Source organism: Variovorax sp. HW608 (assembly GCF_900090195.1).
GTDB lineage: Bacteria > Pseudomonadota > Gammaproteobacteria > Burkholderiales > Burkholderiaceae_C > Variovorax.
The window spans coordinates 3523474-3542472 of sequence record NZ_LT607803.1; the positions used below are offsets into that span (position 1 = coordinate 3523474).

Sequence of the window (18999 nt, forward strand, 5' to 3'; positions counted from 1 at the left end):
TTGGAACTTTGAAGGAAACCCCATGAGCATCCCCTCCCCTACGGCACTGGTGCATCCGGCCATCCATCCCGACGAGCGCGCGGCGCGCCTGCAGCTCGCGGCCTGCTACCGCGTGTTCGCGATGCTGGGATGGACCGAGATGATCTACAACCACATCACGGTGCGCCTGCCGGAGAGCGTGACCGGCGGCGAGAAGCAGTTCCTCATCAACCCCTTCGGGCTGCACTACACCGAGGTGACCGCGAGCAACCTGGTCAAGATCGACTTGCACGGCAACGTGCTCGACGGCTCGACGTATCCGGTGAACCCGGCCGGCTTCACGGTGCATGCGGCGATCCATGACGGCCTGCCCGACGCCCATTGCGTGATGCACACGCACACCACCGCGGGCGTCGCGGTGGCCTGCCTGCAGGGCGGTCTGCAGCAGACCAATTTCTATTCGGCGCAGTTGCACGACATGGTCGCCTACCACGACTTCGAGGGCATCACGATCCATGCCGACGAAGGACCGCGCCTGCTCAAGAGCATCGGCAACAAGCCGGCGGTGATCCTGCGCAACCACGGCCTGCTGGCCTGGGGTCAGACACTGCCGCAGACCTTTGCGATCCTCTGGACCTTGCAGCGCGCCTGCGAGATCCAGATGGCGACGCTCTCGATGGGCGCGCCGATCCCGGTGTCGGAAGAGATCGCCCGCAAGTGCACGCGCGATGCGCTGCAGTTCAATCCCCACCACGGCGCGGGGCAGGACGTGTTCGATGCGCTCGTTCGCCAGGTCGATCGCATCGACTCCTCCTACAAGAACTGAACGACATCATGAAGGTTTGCATCTACGGCGCCGGCGCGATCGGCGGCTGGATCGGCGCGAAGCTCGCGCAAGTGGGCTGCGAGCTCGACGTGGTCGCGCGCGGTGCGACGCTCGAAGCGCTCAAGCGCGACGGGCTCACCCTGGTGAGCGGCGACAAGCGCGTTTCGGTGCCGGTGAATGCCAGCGACGATCCGGCCGCGCTCGGCGTGCAGCAATTGGTAATCGTGGCGGTGAAGGCGCCGGCGCTGCCCGCGGTCGCGGAACGCATCGGACCGCTGCTCGGCCCCGACACCATCGTGCTCACCGCGATGAACGGCGTCCCGTGGTGGTTCCTGCAGGGCGGCTTCGGCGGCCCCGTGGCGGGCGCGCAGTTGCAGGCGGTCGATCCGGGCGGAAAGATCGATGCCGGGATTCCGGCCAGGCACGTCATCGGCTGCGTGGTGCATGCGAGCTGCTCGCTCGATGCGCCGGGCGTGGTGCGGCATCACTTCGGCAACGGGCTCATCATCGGCGAGCCCTCGGGCGAATCGACCTCGCGCGTCCAGGCCCTGGGCGAGCTGCTGGCGCGCGCGGGCATCGACACCCGCATCTCGCCGCAGATCCAGAAGGACGTCTGGTACAAGCTCTGGGGCAACATGACGGTCAACCCGATCAGCATGTTGACCGGCGCCACCACCGACCTGATCCTCTCCGACGACCTGGTGCGCGGCCTGATCTCCACGATCATGCTGGAGGCCAGGGAGATCGGCGCCCGCATCGGCGTGCCGATCGCCGAAAGCCCCGAGGACCGCCACGCGGTGACGCGCAAGCTCGGCGCTTTCAAGACCTCGATGCTGCAGGACGTGGAAGCCGGCCGCGCGGTCGAACTCGATGCGCTGGTGTCGGCGGTGCGCGAGCTCGGGCAACTGGCCGGTGTTCAGGCGCCGTTCACCGATGCGCTGCTGGGGCTGGCGCGGCTGCGGGCGCGGCAGTTGGGGTTGTACTGAGGCGGACCTCAGCGCTCAGCGGTGGAGCAGCTTATGCACCGCCGCGGGCAGTGAATTCACTTGCGCCATGAAGCGATCGATGACCGGTCGCACCGAACAACCCGGCCAAGGCCGATGCTCCGTTGCCCAATCCATTCAGCAGCCGTGCCGTGAGCGAGTCGCCTTCGGCATGCCTGCCGGCGAGCAACTTCCAGTAGTCATCGGTTGTCGAGCACGCCATCGAGTTCCCTGCCACGCTGGATGAACCTTCGGCGTGTTGGAAGACGCCGCTGTTTACGGCTCGCAGGTGTCGTGGTTGGGCAGCGTTGTGACGCTTCCCGAACTCGCCTTGTTGTACTGCATGTACCGCTCCGCACGCTGACGGGTATTCGCGGTCATGGCTTCGATCTTCTGGTTAGGTCCGATGAATTCGGCGAAAGGTTTGAACCTAGTTGCGCCGCAATGGGTGGAAGCCATCAGGCCTTCGCCGACACGCTGCACGGCATCCTTGTCCGCGAGGTCGACAAGGAGAGTCTGTTGCAACGACTTCGCTTTTTGCATAAGCGCCTCGCGTTGCGGCTCGGTCACATTGAGCGTGTTGATCCATGCCTCGATGTCGTCGCGCACGCCGTTCTTTTTGGCGTCGGGTCCTGCGATATCTGCCGAGCGATCCAGTGTGGGATAACCCCCCTTGCGCTCCAGTTGTTCGATCTGCTGCGCGAGCGTGAGACTTCCCGGCGCAGTGGGCGATGCGCCGGAGGGCGAGCCAGACGACGGTTCGGACGAACTGCCGGTCGATGACGCAGAAGAACCGGAGCCTGTCCCGAAGAAGCCGGAACCGCCGCCACTACCGCCACCGCAGGCCGTGAGCATGGCTGCCAAGACAACGCTACCAATGAGCGATTTCGAAGATGCTGTCGTTTCATTTTCTCCCTTTGTAGAACTTAGAGCTTGCCGAGCACGGCCTGCACCATGCCGTTGATCTTTTCCCGCGCCGCCCGCGCGGCGTCGAGATAGGTGCCGACCAGCGTATGGCCGCTCAGATCGCTTTTGCTTGCGGGCAGGTTGATGTTGTTCGCCGCCACGGAGTTGATGCCCTGGACGCGCAATCCGTTGATGACCAAGTCAATGTCGGCCAGCAGGTGTTCGCCTCTCAAGGTGGGCGAAGCCGGAGCCACATGCACCACACCGGCCGCGGTGTCTGGATGGCTGCTGCGAAGCCCGTCATAAGCGCTGTTCACGAAGAGATTGCCCTGCGAGTGCGCGATGAGTACGAAGGAGTAGTTCTCGTCGGCCAGGCCCTGAGCTTTTGAAGCTGTGCCGCCACGTCCGCGGCGGTGGGCGGATTGCTGAGCATCTGCGAGTAGCCGCTGAAGATCTGGGCCAGCATGGCGTTGAAGGTCGTGCTCGACCTTCGATTCCCAGACGCGCACCGAGCCCCAGTCGGACAGGATTTTCAAGCGAAGGCTTTCAAGTTTGAGCCCAGAAGCAGGATATTTCCTGGGACACAGGGACATGATTCGCGATACGCCTCCATCAAGGCTCGCAAGTGTCGTAGTTGGGAAGCGTCGTGACGCTGCCCGAGCGCGCCTTGTTGTATTGCATGTACCGCTCCGCGCGCTCTCGAGTGTTGGCCGTCATGGCTTCGATCTTTTCGTTTGGCTTGATGAATTCCGCGAACGGCTTGAATCTGCTGGCACCACAATTGGTAGAAGCCATAAGCGCTTCACCTGCCCGTTGCACGGCGCCTTTATCCGCCAAGTCAACAAGGAGAGTCTGCTGGAGCGCTCTTGCCTTTTGCATGAGTGCGGCGCGCTGGACGTCAGTGACGTTGAGCGTGTTGATCCATGCCTCGATGTCATCTCGCACACCATTCTTGTTGCTGTCCGGACCTGCAATGTCGGACGAGCGATCCAACGTCGGATATCCGCCTTTGCGCTCCAACTGTTCGATTTGCTGCGCGAGCGAGAGACTTCCCGGAACAGAGGGCGAAGTGCCGGGTGGCGAGCCCGACGTTGATTCTGACGAACTGCCCGTCGAGGACGCGGAAGAGCCGGTGCCCGTCCCGAAGACGCTCGACCCGCCGCCGCTCCCGCCTCCGCAGGCTACGAGCATGACCACCAAGAAAATGCCGCCGACGAGCGGCTTCAGGAATGTCATCATTTTCAGTTCTCCCTTACTTTCAAAACTCAGAGCGCGCCGAGCACGGCTTGAGCCATGCTGTTGACCTTTTCCCGCGCTGCGCGGGCCGCGTCGAGGTAAGTCCCGACAAGGGTATGCCCGCTCAAGTCGCTCTTGCTGGCCGGAAGGCTGATGTTGTTCGAGGCCACCGTGTTGATGCCCTGAATGCGCAGCCCATTGATAACCAGATCGATATCGGCCAGCAGGTGCTCGCCGCGCAAGGTGGGTGAAGCCGGGGCCACATGAATCACACCGGCCTTGGTGTCCGGATGGCTGCTGCGAAGCCCGTCGTAAGCGCTGTTCACGAAGAGATTGCCTTGCGAGTGCGCGATGAGGACGAAGGAGTAGTCCTCGTCGGCCAAGCTCCTGAGCTTTTGCAGTTGACTGGCCACGTCCGCCTGAGTGGGCGGATTGCTGAGCATCTGCGAGTAGCCGCTGAAGATCTGGCCCAGCATGGCGTTGAAGGTCGAGTCAAACAACCCGGCCAGGGCCGATGCTCCATTGCCCAATCCATTCAGCAGCCGGGCGGTGAGCGAGTCGCCCTCGGCATGCCTGCCGGCGAGCAACTCCCAGTAGTGTTCCCAACGGTTGTTGAGCACGCCGCCGAGTCCCCTGCGGTGCTGGATGAACTCTTCGGTGTGCCGAAGACGCTGCCATTTAGGGTTCGCAGGTGTCGTAGCTGGGGAGCGTCGTGCTGCTGCCTGAACGCGCTTTGTTGTATTGCATGTACCGCTCCGCGCGCTGACGGGTGTTCGCGGTCATTGCTTCGATCTTCCCCCCCAACTTGGAGAACTGTGCATAGGGAGTAAATCTGTCCCCCCCGCAGTTGACCGCAGCCATGATTTTTTCCCCCGCTTGTTGCACAGCGGCCTTGTCCGTGAGGTCAACGATCAGAGTCTGCTGAAGGGCGCGCGCATCCTGCATGAGCGCCTTGCGCTGCGGCTCGGTCACGTCGAGCGTTCCGATCCATGCCTCGATGTCGTCGCGCACGCCGTTCTTGTTGGCGTCGGGTCCCGCGATATCCGACGAACGGTCCAGTGTTGGATACCCCCCCTTGCGCTCCAATTGTTCGATCTGCTGCGAGAGCGAGAGACTTCCCGGCGCAGTGGGCGATGTGCCGGATGAAGAGCTAGAGGACGAATCGGTCGAACTGCCGGTCGATGGCGCGGACGAACCGGTGCCCGCCCCGAAGAAGCCGGAGCCGCCATTGCTACCGCCACCGCAGGCCGTGAGCATGACTACCAAGACAACGCCACCGATGAACGATTTCAAGAATGCTGTCATTTCATTTTCTCCCTGTGTAGAACTTAGAGTTTTCCGAGCACGGCCTGCACCATGCCGTTGATCTTTTCCCGCGCCGCGCGGGTGGCGTCGAGATAGGTGCCAACCAGGGTATGCCCGCTCAAGTCGCTCTTGCTGGCCGGAAGGCTGATGTTGTTCGAGGCCACCGCGTTGATGCCCTGAATGCGCAGCCCATTGATGACCAGATCGATATCGGCCAGCAGGTGTTCGCCGCGCAAGGTGGGTGAAGCCGGGGCCACATGAACCACACCGGCCTTGGTGTCCGGATGGCTGCCGCGAAGCCCGTCGTAAGCGCTGTTCACGAAGAGATTGCCTTGCGAGTGCGCGATGAGGACGAAGGAGTGGTCCTCGTCGGCCAAGCTCCTGAGCTTTTGAAGTTGTGCCGCCACGTCCGCGGCGGTGGGCGGATTGCTGAGCATCTGCGAGTAGCCGCTGAAAATCTGGGCCAACGTGGCGCTGAAGGTCGCATCGAGCAACCCGGCCAAGGCCGATGCTCCATTGCCCAATCCATTCAGCAGCCGGGCCGTGAGCGAATCGCCTTCGGCATGCTTGCCGGCGAGCAACTCCCAGTAGTGTTCCCACCGGTTGTTGAGCACGCCATCGAGCTCTTTGCCGCGCTGGATGAACACCTCGGCGATGTCCTGCAAAGCTGTGTTGCCGTTGCCCGAACCGGTCTGGTTATAGAAATTCTCATAACGAAGGTCTGTGCCCTCGTACTTCAGACCGATGAGTTCCTTGAGTGCTTTGAGGCCATCGCTTGCCTGATAGTCTGTATTCCACACCCCATTAAAAAACCCAACCACCATCGGCTTCGTCACCGTGATCGTGCTCTTCGCAGGCTGCAGACACTCCGCGCATTCACCCGTTACCTTCTCGACGGTCATCGTTTTGGGTGCGGTATAGGAGCAGCCAAGATAGCCCTCCGCATTGGTGTACGAATCGCAGTACAGCCGCCCGCGCACCGGCGCAGCGGGATCAATGCTCAGCCGCGCGAACATGTCAGGGACAGGTTTTCCGCTGGCCATGATGCGAACGCGCATCGGCGTATTGACACTTCCGGCGCGCACAGTCAGGGGCTCGATAGTCATCTCGGGGCCGCTCACCCAATGCGCGCAAACCACGCCTTCTCCCTCGCGCCATGAGTCGTTGTCTCCAGTTGCTGGATCCACCCCGAGCCATCGATGGGTGCTCGTCCAGACTGCGCAACTCTGGCCCTTGCTATACGGGATCGCAAATTCGACTGAGTGGTACGTGATGCCATCGAAGACGTTGGCGCCTTCTACCAACGAGTACGGACCATGGGTCTGAACCGTCTTTCTCGTCTCCATACCACACGCATTGGAGAGGCCGGTGGGCCCATCGACGTCTGTCGGCGTCTGCATGAGCGGCGAAGGTTCCAAAGGGTTTGCCAATTGATAGCGATAAACCCGAGTCACGAAGTCCACAGCCATGCTACGGTCCACGTGGTGACCACCGAAGACATCTACGCAACCTGACGGCTGCGCCCCCGCCGCCGCGCCGAACAGCACGACGGCCGCGGCACACAGGCCCCGATGAAGATGGGCTTTGACATTGAGCAGCCACGGGCGTGGTGCCCCTGCTCTTGCAGACGGCGCGCACGCCTCCGCTGACCGCAAGCGGTTTTTCATTGAATACTCCCTGAAGCTTCTTTTTGCCTGCACACACGGCGTGCACAGGTCAGCGCCACTATATGCCGGCGCATCCACCGCAGGGTGGACTCTTCAGGGGTACGCCCCGCTCAGTCGGCCACGACCGGCACCCGCCGCGCCACCGCGCACATGAGCTCGTAGCCGACGGTGCCCGCCGCCTTCGCGACTTCGTCGATCGAAAGCACCGCGCCGTTCGACGCGCGCCCCCACAGCGTGACTTCGCTGCCGAAGCCCGCATCGGGCACCGGCGTGAGGTCGACGGTGATCATGTCCATGCTCACGCGCCCGACCATGCGGGTGCGAACGCCGTTGACCAGCACCGGCGTGCCGGTGTCGCAATGCCGCGGGTAGCCGTCGCCATAGCCGACCGCGGCGACGCCGACGCGCAGCGGGCCGTCGGCGGTGAAGCGCGATCCGTAGCCGATGGTGTCGCCGGCCTCCAGGGTCTGCACCGAGATCAGCTTCGTCGCGAGCGTCATGCCGGGCTGGAGCTGCCAGTGCGCCGCGTCGTGCTCGGGGAAATCCGGCGAGCTGCCGTACAGCAGGATCCCGGGGCGCACCCAGTCGGCACGCGCCGCCGCCGCGTGGCGCAGGGTCGCGGCGCTGTTGGCGATCGAGCGCTCGCCCGGCAGGTCGCGCGTGGTTTCGTCGAACACTTCGAGCTGTTGCGCGATGCCGCGCGGGCTGTCGGCGTCGCTGAAATGCGTCATCAGCGAGATCTCGTCGACCTGCGGCAGCGCGTTGAGCCGGGTCCAGGCCGCGCGGAAGCGCTCGGGCGTGAAGCCGAGCCGGTTCATGCCGGAGTTCATCTTGAGGAAGACGCGGTGCGGCACCTGTGTCTTGTGCGCGGCCAGCCAGTCGATCTGCGCATCGCAGTGCACCGCGTGCCAGAGGTCCAGCCGCGAGCAGAGTTCGAGATCGCGCGGCTCGAACACGCCTTCGAGCAGCAGCACCGGGCCGCGCCAGCCGAGCGCGCGCACCCGCTCGGCTTCGTCGAGGTCGAGCAGCGCGAAGCCGTCCGCGGCCCGGAAGGCTTCGAAGACGTTCTCGATGCCGTGGCCGTAGGCGTTGGCTTTCACCACCGCCCAGACGCGCGAATCGAGCGCCGCGCGGCGTGCGCGGTCGAGGTTGTGCTGCAGCGCAGCGAAATGGATGGTGGCGAGGATCGGACGCGGCACGGCAAAAAATCCCGGGGAAAGCTGAAAACACGCACAGAAAGGAGCCCCGCACTACGGGACTTCGCGCGATTTTGACACCGCACCCCCATGCTATAACCGCGCAGCCGCCAACAAGGCGGCGCTCTTTCACCATCGCCAGAACTCGTTGCTGGCCAGTCAGCTCATCGATGAAGCGCGGTTTCTACACGATCATGTCGGCCCAGTTCTTTTCGTCACTGGCCGACAACGCGCTTTTCGTGGCTGCCGTCGAACTCATGCGAAGCAATGGCTCGCCGGAATGGCAGCGCGCCGCGCTGGTCCCGATCTTCACCATCTTCTACGTGGCGTTCGCGCCGCTGGTGGGCGCCTTCGCCGACGCATTGCCGAAGGGCAAGGTGATGTTCATCAGCAATGCGATCAAGGTGGTGGGCTGCGTGATGATGCTGTTCGGCTCGCACCCGCTGGTCGCCTATGCGATCGTGGGGCTCGGCGCGGCGGCGTATTCGCCGGCCAAGTACGGCATCCTGACCGAACTGCTGCCGGCATCGCAGCTGGTCAAGGCCAACGGCTGGATCGAGGGTCTGACGATCGCATCGATCATTCTCGGCATCGTGCTCGGCGGGCAGCTCGTGGGCCATACGCTGTCGAGGCACCTGCTCGCGTTCGACTTCCCCTTCATCGACACCGGCGTCGAGACGCCGCCCGAGGCTGCGATCGCGACCTTGATCCTGGTCTATGTGGTCGCGGCCTGGTTCAACACACGCATTCCGGACACCGGCGTCGAGATGCGCCCGCTGCGCGCCAATCCGCAGTACGGCTTCGTGCGCAACCTGCTCGCGCTCTTGCCGGATTTCTGGCATTGCAATTCGCGCCTGTGGCGCGACAAGCTCGGCCAGATCTCGCTGGCGACCACCACGCTGTTCTGGGGCGCCGGCGGCAACCTCAAGTACATCGTTCTGGCCTGGGCCTCGCTCGCGCTCGGCTACGACACCGCGCAGGCCTCGTCGCTGACGGGCGTGGTCGCCATCGGCACCGCCATCGGCGCGGTGGTGGCCTCGATGCGCATGCGGCTGGACATGGCGACCCGCGTGATCCCGATGGGCATCGCGATGGGCATCCTCGTGATGGCGATGAACTTCATCGGCAACATCTGGGTGGCGGTGCCGTTCCTGATCCTGCTCGGCGGGCTCGGCGGCTTCCTGGTGGTGCCGATGAACGCGCTGCTGCAGCACCGCGGCCACAACCTGATGGGCGCGGGCCGCTCGATCGCGGTGCAGAACTTCAACGAGCAGGCCTGCATCCTGATCCTCGGCGCGTTCTACAGCGCCTGCACGGGGCTCGGCATGTCGGCCTACGCGGCGATCACCGCCTTCGGCGTGGTGGTGGCCGGCTTCATGTGGCTGATCAAGCGCTGGCACCAGCAGAACCTGCGCAGGTACCCGGAAGAAGTCGAGCACCTCCTGGCCATCGCCCGCAGCGACAAGCATCACTGATTTCTGGTTCGTACTGACTTGGCTGCGCTTGCGCTCGTCTTCAACGCCTTCGTCTGGGGCGTTTCATGGTTTCCCTTCCGCCAGATCGAGGCCCACGGCCTGCATCCGGTGTGGGCGACCTTTCTGGTCTACATCGTCATTGCGGCGGTGATCGGCGTGCTGCGCCGCAGCATGTGGCACATGTTCGTCCGTCATCCGGGGCTGGTGTTGCTCGGGCTGGCGGCGGGCCTCACCAACGTCGGGTTCAACTGGGCGGTGACGCAGGGCGACGTGGTGCGCGTGGTGCTGCTGTTCTACCTGATGCCGCTGTGGAGCGTGCTGCTGGCGTGGCTGCTGCTCGGTGAGCGCCCGACCGCCTCCGCGCTGGCCCGCGTCGCGCTGGCGCTGGTCGGCGTCGCGGTGGTGCTGAAGACGCCGGGGGTCGAATGGCCGGTGCCGTCCAGCCTGCCGGACTGGCTCGGCGTGGCTGCGGGCTTCTGCTTCGCGGTGACGAACGTGCTGCTGCGCGGCCAGCGCCATGCGCCGGGCGAGTCGCGCGCGCTGGCGATGTTCGCCGGCTGCGCGCTGGTGGCCGGCACGACCGCGATTGCCGGCACCGCGCTGGGCGCGATGCCCGCGCCGCCGTGGGCCGACACCGCCTGGTGGGGCTGGGCCGTGGTGCTCGGCACCGGCTTCGTCTTCGCCAACATCTGCCTGCAGTACGGCGCGGCCCGGCTGGCGGGCAACGTGACGGCGGTGATCATGCTGTCGGAAGTGCTGTTCGCGAGCGTCTCGTCGGTCGCCCTGGGCGCGGGGACCATGAGCGCGCGCATCTGGACGGGCGGCGCGCTGATCGTTCTCGCGGCAGCATGGTCGGCGTTTGCGCGAACACCCGGCGACGAGGATGATGCGCGACAGGAACTCCAGAAAGAACCCTCATGACCAGCGTCTACGATTTCGAAGCCCGGCAGATCGACGGCAAGCCGATCTCGCTTTCCGAGTTCAGGGGCAAGGTGCTGCTGATCGTCAACACCGCGAGCGAGTGCGGCTTCACGCCGCAGTTCGCAGGGCTCGAGGCGCTCCACGAGAAGTACGGGCCGAAGGGTCTCACGGTGCTGGGCTTCCCGTCCAACCAGTTCGGCAAGCAGGATCCGGGCAGCAACGAGGAGATCGGCGCCTTCTGCACCCGCAACTACGGCGTGAGCTTTCCGATGATGGAGAAGATCGAGGTCAACGGCGCGGGCGCGGCGCCGCTCTACAAGTGGCTGGTCAAGGAAGCGCGTGGCCTTCTCGGCAGCGCGGCGATCAAGTGGAACTTCACCAAGTTCCTGGTCGGCAAGGACGGGCAGGTGATCCGGCGCTATGCGCCGATCGACAAGCCCGAATCGATCAGCGCGGACATCGAGGCGGCCCTCGCGGCCTGAGGCCCGCGCACCGCTGTCAGAAGCGGAAGTCGGCCACCTTCGAGCCGTTGCCCAGCGACACCACCTGCGTCTTGGCGACACCTTCGCTCGCGGCCTCGACCGTGTAGCGGCCGGCCGGCAGGTCCACGAGGCAGACCGGCCCGTCGGCGCGCATCGACAGCGCGGTGCTGCCCTGGGCGTCCGTCACCGTGACCTGCACGTCCGCTAGATAGGCACCGCTTTCGCGGGCGAAGAGCAGCGACAGCGGGTGGTCCTTCATCGCGGCGCGCATCGCGCTCGATTCCTCGGCGCCGATGCCGCCGCACACGTAGCGGGCTGCGCCCAAGGCCTTCATCGACGGCGCGAGGACCGGGGTCTGCGCCTGCGCCATCCATGGCGCGAGCGCGCACGCGCACACCGTGGCGGCGCGTGCCAGTGTCTGGATGGAAGTTCGTTTCATCGAATCACTCCCGTGGTGAACACGCGGGAATGTTCGCGCCGCGCCGGCGCGCGCGGGGTCAGACCGGACCCCCAGTGCTTGTGCGATCAGGCTGCGGGCGCGAGGGCCTCGTCCAGCAGTTCGACCCAGTGCCGCACCGGCACCTCGCTGCCGCTCTGCAGGTGCGTGATGCAGCCGATGTTGGCCGACACGATGGTGGTCGGCTGCAGCTGGTTCAGGTGCCCGAGCTTGCGATCGCGCAGCTTGTAGGAAAGCTCCGCCTGCAGCACCGAATAAGTGCCCGCCGACCCGCAGCACAGGTGCGATTCGTTCTGCGCGAGCTGCACGTCGAAGCCGAGCGCGCGCAGGTGCTTTTCGACGCCGCCGCGCAGCTGCTGCCCATGCTGCAGCGTGCACGGCGGGTGGTAGGCCACGAGGCCCGCCGGCGGCCTGACGCGCGGCTTCAGCGCGGGCGCGATGTCGGGCAGCAGCTCGCTCAGGTCGCGCGTGATCGCGCTGATGCGCGCGGCCTTTTCCGCGTAGACCGGGTCGTCCTTGAGCATGTGGCCGTACTCGCGCACCGTGACGCCGCAGCCCGAGGCGTTCATGACGACGGCCTGGACTTCACTGCGCTCGACCTGCGGCCACCAGGCATCGATGTTGGCGCGCATCTGCGCCTTGCCGCCGTCGTGGTCGTTGAGGTGGAACCTGATCGCTCCGCAGCAGCCCGCCTTGGACGCGACCAGCACCTGGATACCGGCCGCATCGAGCACGCGCGCGGTCGCGCTGTTGATGTTCGGCGCCATCGCCGGCTGCACGCAGCCCGCGAGCATCAGCATCTTGCGCGCGTGCGTGCGCGAAGGCCATGCGCCGGCCGGCCGCGGCTCGGGCACCTTGGCCCTGAGCTTGGCCGGCAGCAGCCCGCGCACCGACTGCCCGAGCTTCATCGCTGGCGCGAAGAGCGGCGAGTTCAGGCCCTCTTTCAACGTCCAGCGCAGCGCGTCGTCGAGCGGCGCACGCGGCACCTTGTCCTCGACGATCTTGCGGCCGATGTCGACCAGGTGGCCGTATTGCACGCCGCTCGGGCAGGTCGATTCGCAGTTGCGGCAGGTGAGGCAGCGGTCCAGATGCAGTTGCGTGCTGCGCGTCGGCGCCTTGCCTTCGAGCACCTGCTTGATCAGGTAGATGCGGCCGCGCGGCCCGTCGAGCTCGTCGCCGAGCAGCTGGTAGGTCGGGCAGGTCGCGGTGCAGAAGCCGCAGTGCACGCACTTGCGCAGGATGGCCTCGGCGTCGCGGCCTTCGGGCGTGTTCTTGAATTCGGGGGCGAGTTCGGTCTGCATGCTGCTCAGGCCACGGGGTAGAGCCGCCCGCGATGGAAGACGGCGTGAGGATCGAACTCCTGCATCAATGCGCGATGGATGCGCAGGGCCGGGGCGCTCAGCGCATCGAAGCGGCCGAGCACGCGATGGGCGTGCGCGTCCGAGGGCCTGAAGAGGGTGGCATGACCGCCCGCGGCCTGCGCCGCTGCGCGCAGTTGCGGGCGTTGATCGGGCGGCGCGAGATACCAGCGCTGGCCGCCGTGCCATTCGACCAGCGTGCTGCCGGCCACATCGAGCACCGGCGCGGTCTGCGGCACCGACAATCGCCAGAGGTCGTGCTCCGCGTGACTCGAGAACCACGCGTGGCGCTGGTCGCGCAAGGATTGCCAGCCGGCCGCGGAACGTTCGGGGTCCTGCCGCTCGCCGCCGAGATGCGTGCAGGCGGCTTCCACGGCAGCCACGGCCCCGCGCAGGCGCAGCGAGAGAAAGCCCGACCCATCGCGCTCGCGCCACACGCTCGCGTTGAGCGGCAGCGGACGGCCGCCCCAGTCGTTGAGCAGCCGCAGCGCATCGGCCTGTTCGCACGCGAACTCCAGCGTGGCTTCGGCGGGCGCGACCGGCAGCACCTTGAGGCTCACTTGCGCGATCACGCCGAGCACGCCCAGCGACCCCGCGAGCACGCGCGAGACGTCGTAGCCCGCGACGTTCTTCATCACCTGCCCGCCGAAGGTCAGCACCTCGCCGCGTCCGTTGACCAGCACGGCGCCGAGCACGAAGTCGCGCACCGAACCCACGCAGGGCCGCGACGGGCCGGCGAGGCCCGCGGCGACCATGCCGCCGACCGTTCCGCCGTCGGCAAAGCGCGGCGGCTCGAACGCCAGGCACTGGCCCTTTTCGGCGAGCGCCGCTTCAAGCTCGGCCAGCGGCGTGCCCGCGCGCGCGGTGACGACCAGTTCGCTCGGTTCGTAGCTGGTGATGCCGGCGAGCCCGCTGGTGGACAGGGGCTCGCCCTCACGCGGCTCGCCGTAGAAGTCCTTGGTGCCGCCGCCACGGATGGACAGCATCTTGCCGTCGGCGGCGGCGGCGCGGATGCGCTCGGTGATCTGGCGAAGGGCTGGCTCCATGGCGGCGATCGTACCGCCCCGAACACTGTCAGTCCTCGAAGAAATTGACCGGCAGTCCAGGCGTGGCGACGCGCATCGCGATCACATGCCCGGACGCGGGCCGCAATTCGAGCTCGGATGCAGGCCTGCCCCGCCGCGCGCTGGTCACGAACAGCGTGCGCAGATCATCGCCGCCGAAGCACGGCATGGTCGGACATTGCACCGGCGTGGGCAGGGATGCCACCAGCTCGCCCGACGGCGCGAAACGCAGCACCTGGCCGCCCTCGAACATCGCGACCCAGTAGTGGCCTTCGGCATCGACCGTCGCGCCGTCGGGACGGCCCTGGTAGCGCAGCGGCGACTCCGGCGTCCAGCCGGGCGGCTTTTCGTCGAACTGCTGGAACACGCGCTGCCGCGACAGGGTGTTGACGCGCGCCGCCCAGGTCCATGCGACCACGCGATGCGCGGCGGTGTCGGCCCAGTACAGGGTGTCGGCATCGGGCGAGAAGGCCAGGCCGTTGGCGGTGGTCGCCTCGTTCGCCATCTGCCGGAGCGCGGGCGCACGGCCGCCGCGGGCGTCGAGGCAATAGAGCGCGGCGATCGCGCCGTCCTTGGCCTCGTTGAGCGTCCCGGCCCAGAAGCGGCCGAGCGGATCGCACTTGCCGTCGTTGAAGCGCATCTTGAGCACGTCGTGGTCCACGCGCGCCATCGCCTTGAGCGTGCCACCCCATTCACGCGCACGGTAGATGCCGTCGCGCAGGGCGATCACCACGCCGCCGCTGCGCGCGGGGGCCATGCAGCCGGGCTCGGTCGGCATGTCCCAGCGCTCGATGGTCGGATGGTGGATGTCGCCGCGCGTGCGCAAGGCGGCACGGCCGGGGATGTCGAGCCAGTAGAGGGAGCGCTCCAGGGGATGCCAGAACGGCGATTCGCCGAGCTGGCAGAGGCTGTCGGTCAGTGTGGTCCACATGGCGCCAGCTTAGGGGCAAATCGGGACAAAAAAAGACCCGCTGGCGCGCAAGCGCTGGCGGGTCGAACATCCAGAGGAGAACCTCGCAGCGAAAAAACGGAATTCGTCTTGAAAGATGTGTTGCGAAAGGAGCGGGCCGCGCCGGGCGGCCCGTTCGCGATCAACGGCTGTAGGCGGTTTCGCCGTGGGCCGAGATGTCCAGGCCTTCGCGCTCTTCCTCTTCGCTCACGCGCAGGCCGATGGTGAGATCGACGATCTTGTAGGCGATGAAGGCCACGACGGCCGACCACACGACGGTCAGCAGCACGGCCTTGAGCTGGATCCAGAACTGGGCGCCGATGCCGTTGGAGGTCACGGACGCGGTGACCCAGTCGGCCACGAGGCCGGGGCCGCCGAGCACCTGGGTGTTGAACACGCCGGTGAGCAGCGCGCCGACGATACCGCCGACACCGTGCACGCCGAACACGTCGAGCGAGTCGTCCGCGCCGAGCATCCGCTTGAGGCCGTTGACGCCCCACAGGCAGGCGAAGCCGGCGACCAGGCCGATGATGATCGCGCCCATCAGGCCGACGTTGCCGGCGGCCGGCGTGATCGCCACGAGGCCGGCGACGGCGCCCGATGCAGCGCCGAGCATCGACGCCTTGCCGCGCATCATCGCTTCACCGAGGCACCATGCGAGCACGGCGGCCGAGGTGGCGGAGAAGGTGTTCATGAAGGCGAGCACGGCGCTGGTGCCGGCTTCGAGCGCGGAACCGGCGTTGAAGCCGAACCAGCCCACCCACAGCAGCGAGGCACCGACCATGGTCAGCGTCAACGAGTGCGGCGTGTAGGCTTCCTTGCCGTAGCCGATGCGCTTGCCCACGAGGATGGCGCCCACGAGACCGGCGACGGCCGCATTGATGTGCACCACGGTGCCGCCCGCGAAGTCGAGCGCGCCCCACTGCCAGATCAGGCCGGCCTTGTCGTTCATCTGGTCGACCACTTCCTTGCTGGCGTAGGCGTCCGGGCCCATCCAGAACCAGACCATGTGCGCGATCGGCGCATAGCTGAAGGTGAACCAGATCGCCATGAACAGCAGCACGGCCGAGAACTTGATGCGCTCGGCGAAGGCGCCGACGATCAGGCAGCAGGTGATGCCCGCGAAGGTGGCCTGGAAGGCGGCGAACAGCAGTTCGGGGATGTACACACCCTTGCTGAAGGTCGCGCCCGGCGCGAAGACGCCGGTGGCCGGATCGAAGATGCCCTTCATGAAGATCCGGTCGAAGCCGCCGATGAAGGCGTTGCCCTCGGTGAACGCGAGGCTGTAGCCGTAGATCATCCACAGCACCACGATCATCGAGAAGGTGACCATCACCTGCATCAGCACCGACAGCATGTTCTTGCTGCGGACCAGGCCGCCGTAGAACAGCGCGAGGCCGGGGACGGTCATCATGATGACCAGCAGCGTGGAGACCAGCATCCAGGCCGTGTCACCCTTGTTGAACGAAGGGGCCGCCGCGGGCGCAGCCGGCGCGGCTGCCGCTGCAGCGGCGGCCGGTGCTGCTGCTGCGGCGGCGGCAGCGGGAGCAGCGGCCGCAGCCGCAGGTGCCGCGGCGGCTGCCGGCGCTTCCGCGGCCGGGGCGGCGGGGGCGGCCGGTGTCGTCTGCGCGAAGCCGGAGGTGCCGGCGGCCAGCACGCTCAATCCGAGCGCGAGCGAAACAAGGAATTTTTTCATTTCGGTTTGTCTTTCGTGCCGTGCGTATCAGAGGGCTTCGCGGCCCGTTTCACCAGTGCGAATGCGAACGACCTGCTCGAGGTCGTAGACGAAGATCTTCCCGTCGCCGATCTTTCCGGTACGCGCGGCGCCTTCGACCGCCTCGATCACGCGCTCGACGAGCTCGTCGGCGACGGCGGCTTCGATCTTGACCTTGGGCAGGAAGTCGACCACGTATTCCGCGCCGCGATACAGCTCGGTGTGGCCCTTCTGGCGGCCGAAGCCCTTGACCTCGGTAACGGTGATGCCCTGCACGCCGATTGCCGAAAGTGCCTCACGCACTTCGTCGAGCTTGAAGGGCTTGATGATGGCTGTGACCAGCTTCATGATGTTCTCCTACAGATGGATGGAAACGGCGCGGCCTGTCCGGGCCGCGTCCGCGGCGACTACTAGAGCGTCTTGGTCAAGGTCAGGATGAAACGGGGCTTGTTCGGCGAGAAGTAGGTCGTGCCGACAGGAACGCCCGAAACAACGAAGCCAGGGCTGGCCACGAGGTTGAACGCGCTCTGTTCGGTGGCGCCCTGGATCGAGCCGGCGAGCGACAGGCCGCTGCCGAAGTCGTACGAAGCGCCCACGTTGTAATCGAAGAAGCTCTTGAAGCCGAGGCTGCGGATATCGCTCGACAGGAAGGTGTAGCCCACGGCCGTCTTGAAGGTGACCTTGGGGATGATTTCCTTCGTGTACGACAGGTTCAGGTAGCCGGTGTTCTGGCCGTCCAGGCCCGAGCCGCCCTGATGGCCCGCGTAGTTGAAGTAGTCCTTCGAGACAGTCCACGAATACTTGCCCGCGAAGGTTCCGATCTTCTCGTCGGTCCAGGAAGCCCCGCCGTAGATCTCGGTGGTGTTGCCCGCGGTGTTGCCGGGGTAGTAGTACTGGTAGACGCCCACGTCGAGGTCGAGGATGCCGGCCTTGAATTTGTAGCCGCCGTAGAAGTCCATCTCGACCGAGTTGCCCTTGAGCCAGTTGACGCTCGAGTTCCAGTTGCCCACGTAGAAGCCGCTGTCGCCGAAGACGTAGTCGAGGCCACCCTGGATCGCCGGCTTGAACCAGCTCGTCTTGGCGAAGTCGTTGCGCCCGAGGACATCCTGGTCCTGACCGCGGAACTTGTAGTTCGTCGTCACGGAGACGTTCCCCGTGAGATTGGGCGCGGGCGCTGCCGCGGCCGCGCTCGCATCGGTGCTTTGCGCACTTGCGATCGCAGGGAGGGCAGCCAGGGCGATCACGGCCAGAAACTGGTCGGATTTACGATGCATCATCAAGAAACTCCTCGGTGGTTTTGAAAGCGTTTGAAGCCAAGTCAAGCAGGGAGCGTGCCAAACCGGGCCAAAGCCCATTCACAATGGCTTGCACGGGCTTGCACGTCGTCACAAACAAGAAGAGGTGGGCGCACCATCTTGGGGAAAGGGAGCAAAAATGAGTCTGTCTTTGGTGCAGAGCCGCGCACTCTTGGGTCTCGAGGCGGCCAGCGTCACGGCAGAGGTGCATCTGGCCAACGGATTGCCCAGCTTCACGCTGGTGGGCCTGGTCGATGTCGAGGTCAGGGAGGCCCGCGAGCGCGTGCGCTCGGCCATCCAGAACGCCGGCCTCGAATTCCCCAATAACAAGCGGATCACGGTCAACCTCGCGCCGGCGGATCTGCCGAAGGATTCGGGGCGCTTCGACCTGCCGATCGCCCTCGGCATCCTGGCGGCGAGCGGCCAGATCGATGCCGACCGGCTGGCCGGCCACGAGTTCGCCGGCGAACTCTCCCTTTCGGGGCAGTTGCGGCCTGTTCGTGGTGCACTCGCGATGGCGCTGGCGCTGCACACGCGCGGGATTGCCACCCGGCTGGTGCTGCCGGCCGACAGCGCGCAGGAGGCCGCGCTGGTGCCCGGCGCGGAGATCTACGGTGCACGGCACCTGCTCGACGTGGTGCAGCAGTTCCTGCCGGCCGGCAGCGAGCCGGCAGCGCCCGCCGGGGAAGGATGGGCGCGGGTCATGCCCGCGCCGCCGGCGGCGGCCGGACAGCATCCCGACCTCGCCGACGTCAAGGGCCACGCCGGCGCCAAGCGGGCGCTGGAGATCGCCGCCGCCGGCAATCACAGCCTGCTGATGGTCGGCCCGCCGGGTTCGGGCAAGTCGATGCTCGCGCAGCGCTTTGCCGGGCTGCTGCCGGCGATGCGCATCGAGGAGGCGCTCGAAAGCGCCGCCATCGCGAGCCTGGCCGGCCGCTTCGCGGCCGAGCGCTGGATGCGAAGGCCCACCGCCAGCCCGCACCACACCGCGAGCGCGGTCGCGCTGGTCGGCGGCGGCTCACCGCCACGGCCCGGTGAGTTTCTCCAAAGTTGTCTCGCCTGGTTACCCCAGGAAATCAACAACTTAGCGCGGCGATTTTCAAAGTTCCACCCCCCGCTTTTTCAAAATTAATCCACCCGTCCGAGGCTTTGACTCGGCGCTCGCCACTGGCTAGCATTCAGCGCA

General features: G+C 66.0%; 19 protein-coding genes and 1 pseudogene. 6 read left to right on the forward strand and 14 right to left on the reverse strand.

Annotation, left to right across the window (positions count from 1 at the left end):
• Positions 1 to 22: 22 nt before the first annotated feature.
• Positions 23 to 805: a class II aldolase/adducin family protein gene (locus VAR608DRAFT_RS16550; protein ID WP_088955046.1), complete on the forward strand. Its 783-nt coding sequence runs from the start codon at positions 23 to 25 to the stop codon at positions 803 to 805.
• A gap of 8 nt (positions 806 to 813) precedes the next feature.
• A complete protein-coding gene (locus VAR608DRAFT_RS16555) occupies positions 814 to 1791 on the forward strand; it encodes a 2-dehydropantoate 2-reductase (protein WP_088955047.1) in 978 nt (325 codons plus the stop codon).
• A gap of 273 nt (positions 1792 to 2064) precedes the next feature.
• Here the strand turns inward: VAR608DRAFT_RS16555 and VAR608DRAFT_RS37080 are convergent, their stop codons facing one another.
• The 7 genes from VAR608DRAFT_RS37080 to alr form a co-directional block, all read right to left on the reverse strand.
• A complete protein-coding gene (locus tag VAR608DRAFT_RS37080; protein WP_157731009.1) occupies positions 2065 to 2652 on the reverse strand; it encodes a hypothetical protein in 588 nt (195 codons plus the stop codon).
• 62 nt (positions 2653 to 2714) lie between these two features.
• Positions 2715 to 3230 carry a hypothetical protein gene (locus tag VAR608DRAFT_RS16565; RefSeq protein ID WP_088955049.1) on the reverse strand — a complete coding sequence of 172 codons (516 nt, stop codon included), beginning with the start codon at positions 3228 to 3230 and terminating at the stop codon, positions 2715 to 2717.
• A 76-nt stretch (positions 3231 to 3306) separates the two neighbouring features.
• Positions 3307 to 3933 carry a hypothetical protein gene (locus VAR608DRAFT_RS16570; RefSeq protein ID WP_088955050.1) on the reverse strand — a complete coding sequence of 209 codons (627 nt, stop codon included), beginning with the start codon at positions 3931 to 3933 and terminating at the stop codon, positions 3307 to 3309.
• Positions 3934 to 3959: 26 nt separating this feature from the next.
• Positions 3960 to 4550 carry a hypothetical protein gene (locus tag VAR608DRAFT_RS16575; RefSeq protein WP_088955051.1) on the reverse strand — a complete coding sequence of 197 codons (591 nt, stop codon included), beginning with the start codon at positions 4548 to 4550 and terminating at the stop codon, positions 3960 to 3962.
• Between the two features lie 58 nt (positions 4551 to 4608).
• The gene (locus VAR608DRAFT_RS16580; protein WP_088955052.1) at positions 4609 to 5235 is read right to left on the reverse strand and encodes a hypothetical protein; all 627 of its coding nucleotides are present in this window, start codon (positions 5233 to 5235) and stop codon (positions 4609 to 4611) included.
• A gap of 23 nt (positions 5236 to 5258) precedes the next feature.
• Positions 5259 to 6902, reverse strand: a complete 1644-nt coding sequence (locus tag VAR608DRAFT_RS37085) for a hypothetical protein (protein WP_157731011.1) — start codon at positions 6900 to 6902, stop codon at positions 5259 to 5261.
• A 110-nt stretch (positions 6903 to 7012) separates the two neighbouring features.
• Positions 7013 to 8101 carry an alanine racemase gene (alr, locus tag VAR608DRAFT_RS16590; RefSeq protein ID WP_088955054.1) on the reverse strand — a complete coding sequence of 363 codons (1089 nt, stop codon included), beginning with the start codon at positions 8099 to 8101 and terminating at the stop codon, positions 7013 to 7015.
• A gap of 167 nt (positions 8102 to 8268) precedes the next feature.
• Between alr and lplT the strand changes: the two genes are divergently transcribed.
• The 3 genes from lplT to VAR608DRAFT_RS16605 are packed head-to-tail and all read left to right on the forward strand — an operon-like array spanning position 8269 to position 10976.
• Positions 8269 to 9573: a lysophospholipid transporter LplT gene (lplT, locus tag VAR608DRAFT_RS16595; RefSeq protein ID WP_088955055.1), complete on the forward strand. Its 1305-nt coding sequence runs from the start codon at positions 8269 to 8271 to the stop codon at positions 9571 to 9573.
• 18 nt (positions 9574 to 9591) lie between these two features.
• Positions 9592 to 10494 (forward strand): DMT family transporter, encoded by a 903-nt coding sequence (locus tag VAR608DRAFT_RS16600; protein ID WP_088955056.1) that lies wholly within the window; start codon positions 9592 to 9594, stop codon positions 10492 to 10494.
• Positions 10491 to 10976 carry a glutathione peroxidase gene (locus VAR608DRAFT_RS16605; protein ID WP_088955057.1) on the forward strand — a complete coding sequence of 162 codons (486 nt, stop codon included), beginning with the start codon at positions 10491 to 10493 and terminating at the stop codon, positions 10974 to 10976. The genes VAR608DRAFT_RS16600 and VAR608DRAFT_RS16605 overlap by 4 nt, the downstream gene beginning before the upstream one ends.
• Positions 10977 to 10992: 16 nt before the next feature.
• Here VAR608DRAFT_RS16605 and VAR608DRAFT_RS16610 read toward each other — a convergent pair whose 3' ends face one another.
• The 7 genes from VAR608DRAFT_RS16610 to VAR608DRAFT_RS16645 form a co-directional block, all read right to left on the reverse strand.
• Positions 10993 to 11415 (reverse strand): carboxypeptidase-like regulatory domain-containing protein, encoded by a 423-nt coding sequence (locus tag VAR608DRAFT_RS16610; protein ID WP_088955058.1) that lies wholly within the window; start codon positions 11413 to 11415, stop codon positions 10993 to 10995.
• 86 nt (positions 11416 to 11501) lie between these two features.
• The gene (gene glcF, locus VAR608DRAFT_RS16615) at positions 11502 to 12734 is read right to left on the reverse strand and encodes a glycolate oxidase subunit GlcF (protein ID WP_088955059.1); all 1233 of its coding nucleotides are present in this window, start codon (positions 12732 to 12734) and stop codon (positions 11502 to 11504) included.
• A 5-nt stretch (positions 12735 to 12739) separates the two neighbouring features.
• Positions 12740 to 13837, reverse strand: a complete 1098-nt coding sequence (glcE, locus tag VAR608DRAFT_RS16620) for a glycolate oxidase subunit GlcE (RefSeq protein WP_088955060.1) — start codon at positions 13835 to 13837, stop codon at positions 12740 to 12742.
• 28 nt (positions 13838 to 13865) lie between these two features.
• Positions 13866 to 14786: an SMP-30/gluconolactonase/LRE family protein gene (locus tag VAR608DRAFT_RS16625; protein ID WP_088955061.1), complete on the reverse strand. Its 921-nt coding sequence runs from the start codon at positions 14784 to 14786 to the stop codon at positions 13866 to 13868.
• Positions 14787 to 14946: 160 nt separating this feature from the next.
• Positions 14947 to 16500, reverse strand: a complete 1554-nt coding sequence (locus VAR608DRAFT_RS16630) for an ammonium transporter (protein ID WP_172843862.1) — start codon at positions 16498 to 16500, stop codon at positions 14947 to 14949.
• A gap of 27 nt (positions 16501 to 16527) precedes the next feature.
• The gene (gene glnK, locus VAR608DRAFT_RS16640; protein WP_088955064.1) at positions 16528 to 16866 is read right to left on the reverse strand and encodes a P-II family nitrogen regulator; all 339 of its coding nucleotides are present in this window, start codon (positions 16864 to 16866) and stop codon (positions 16528 to 16530) included.
• Positions 16867 to 16928: 62 nt separating this feature from the next.
• Positions 16929 to 17792, reverse strand: coding sequence for a TorF family putative porin (locus tag VAR608DRAFT_RS16645; RefSeq protein ID WP_088958824.1), 864 nt, complete (start codon positions 17790 to 17792; stop codon positions 16929 to 16931).
• 160 nt (positions 17793 to 17952) lie between these two features.
• Between VAR608DRAFT_RS16645 and VAR608DRAFT_RS16650 the strand changes: the two are divergent.
• Positions 17953 to 18852 (forward strand): annotated as a pseudogene (locus VAR608DRAFT_RS16650) (YifB family Mg chelatase-like AAA ATPase); the annotation flags it as partial.
• Positions 18853 to 18999: the final 147 nt, after the last annotated feature.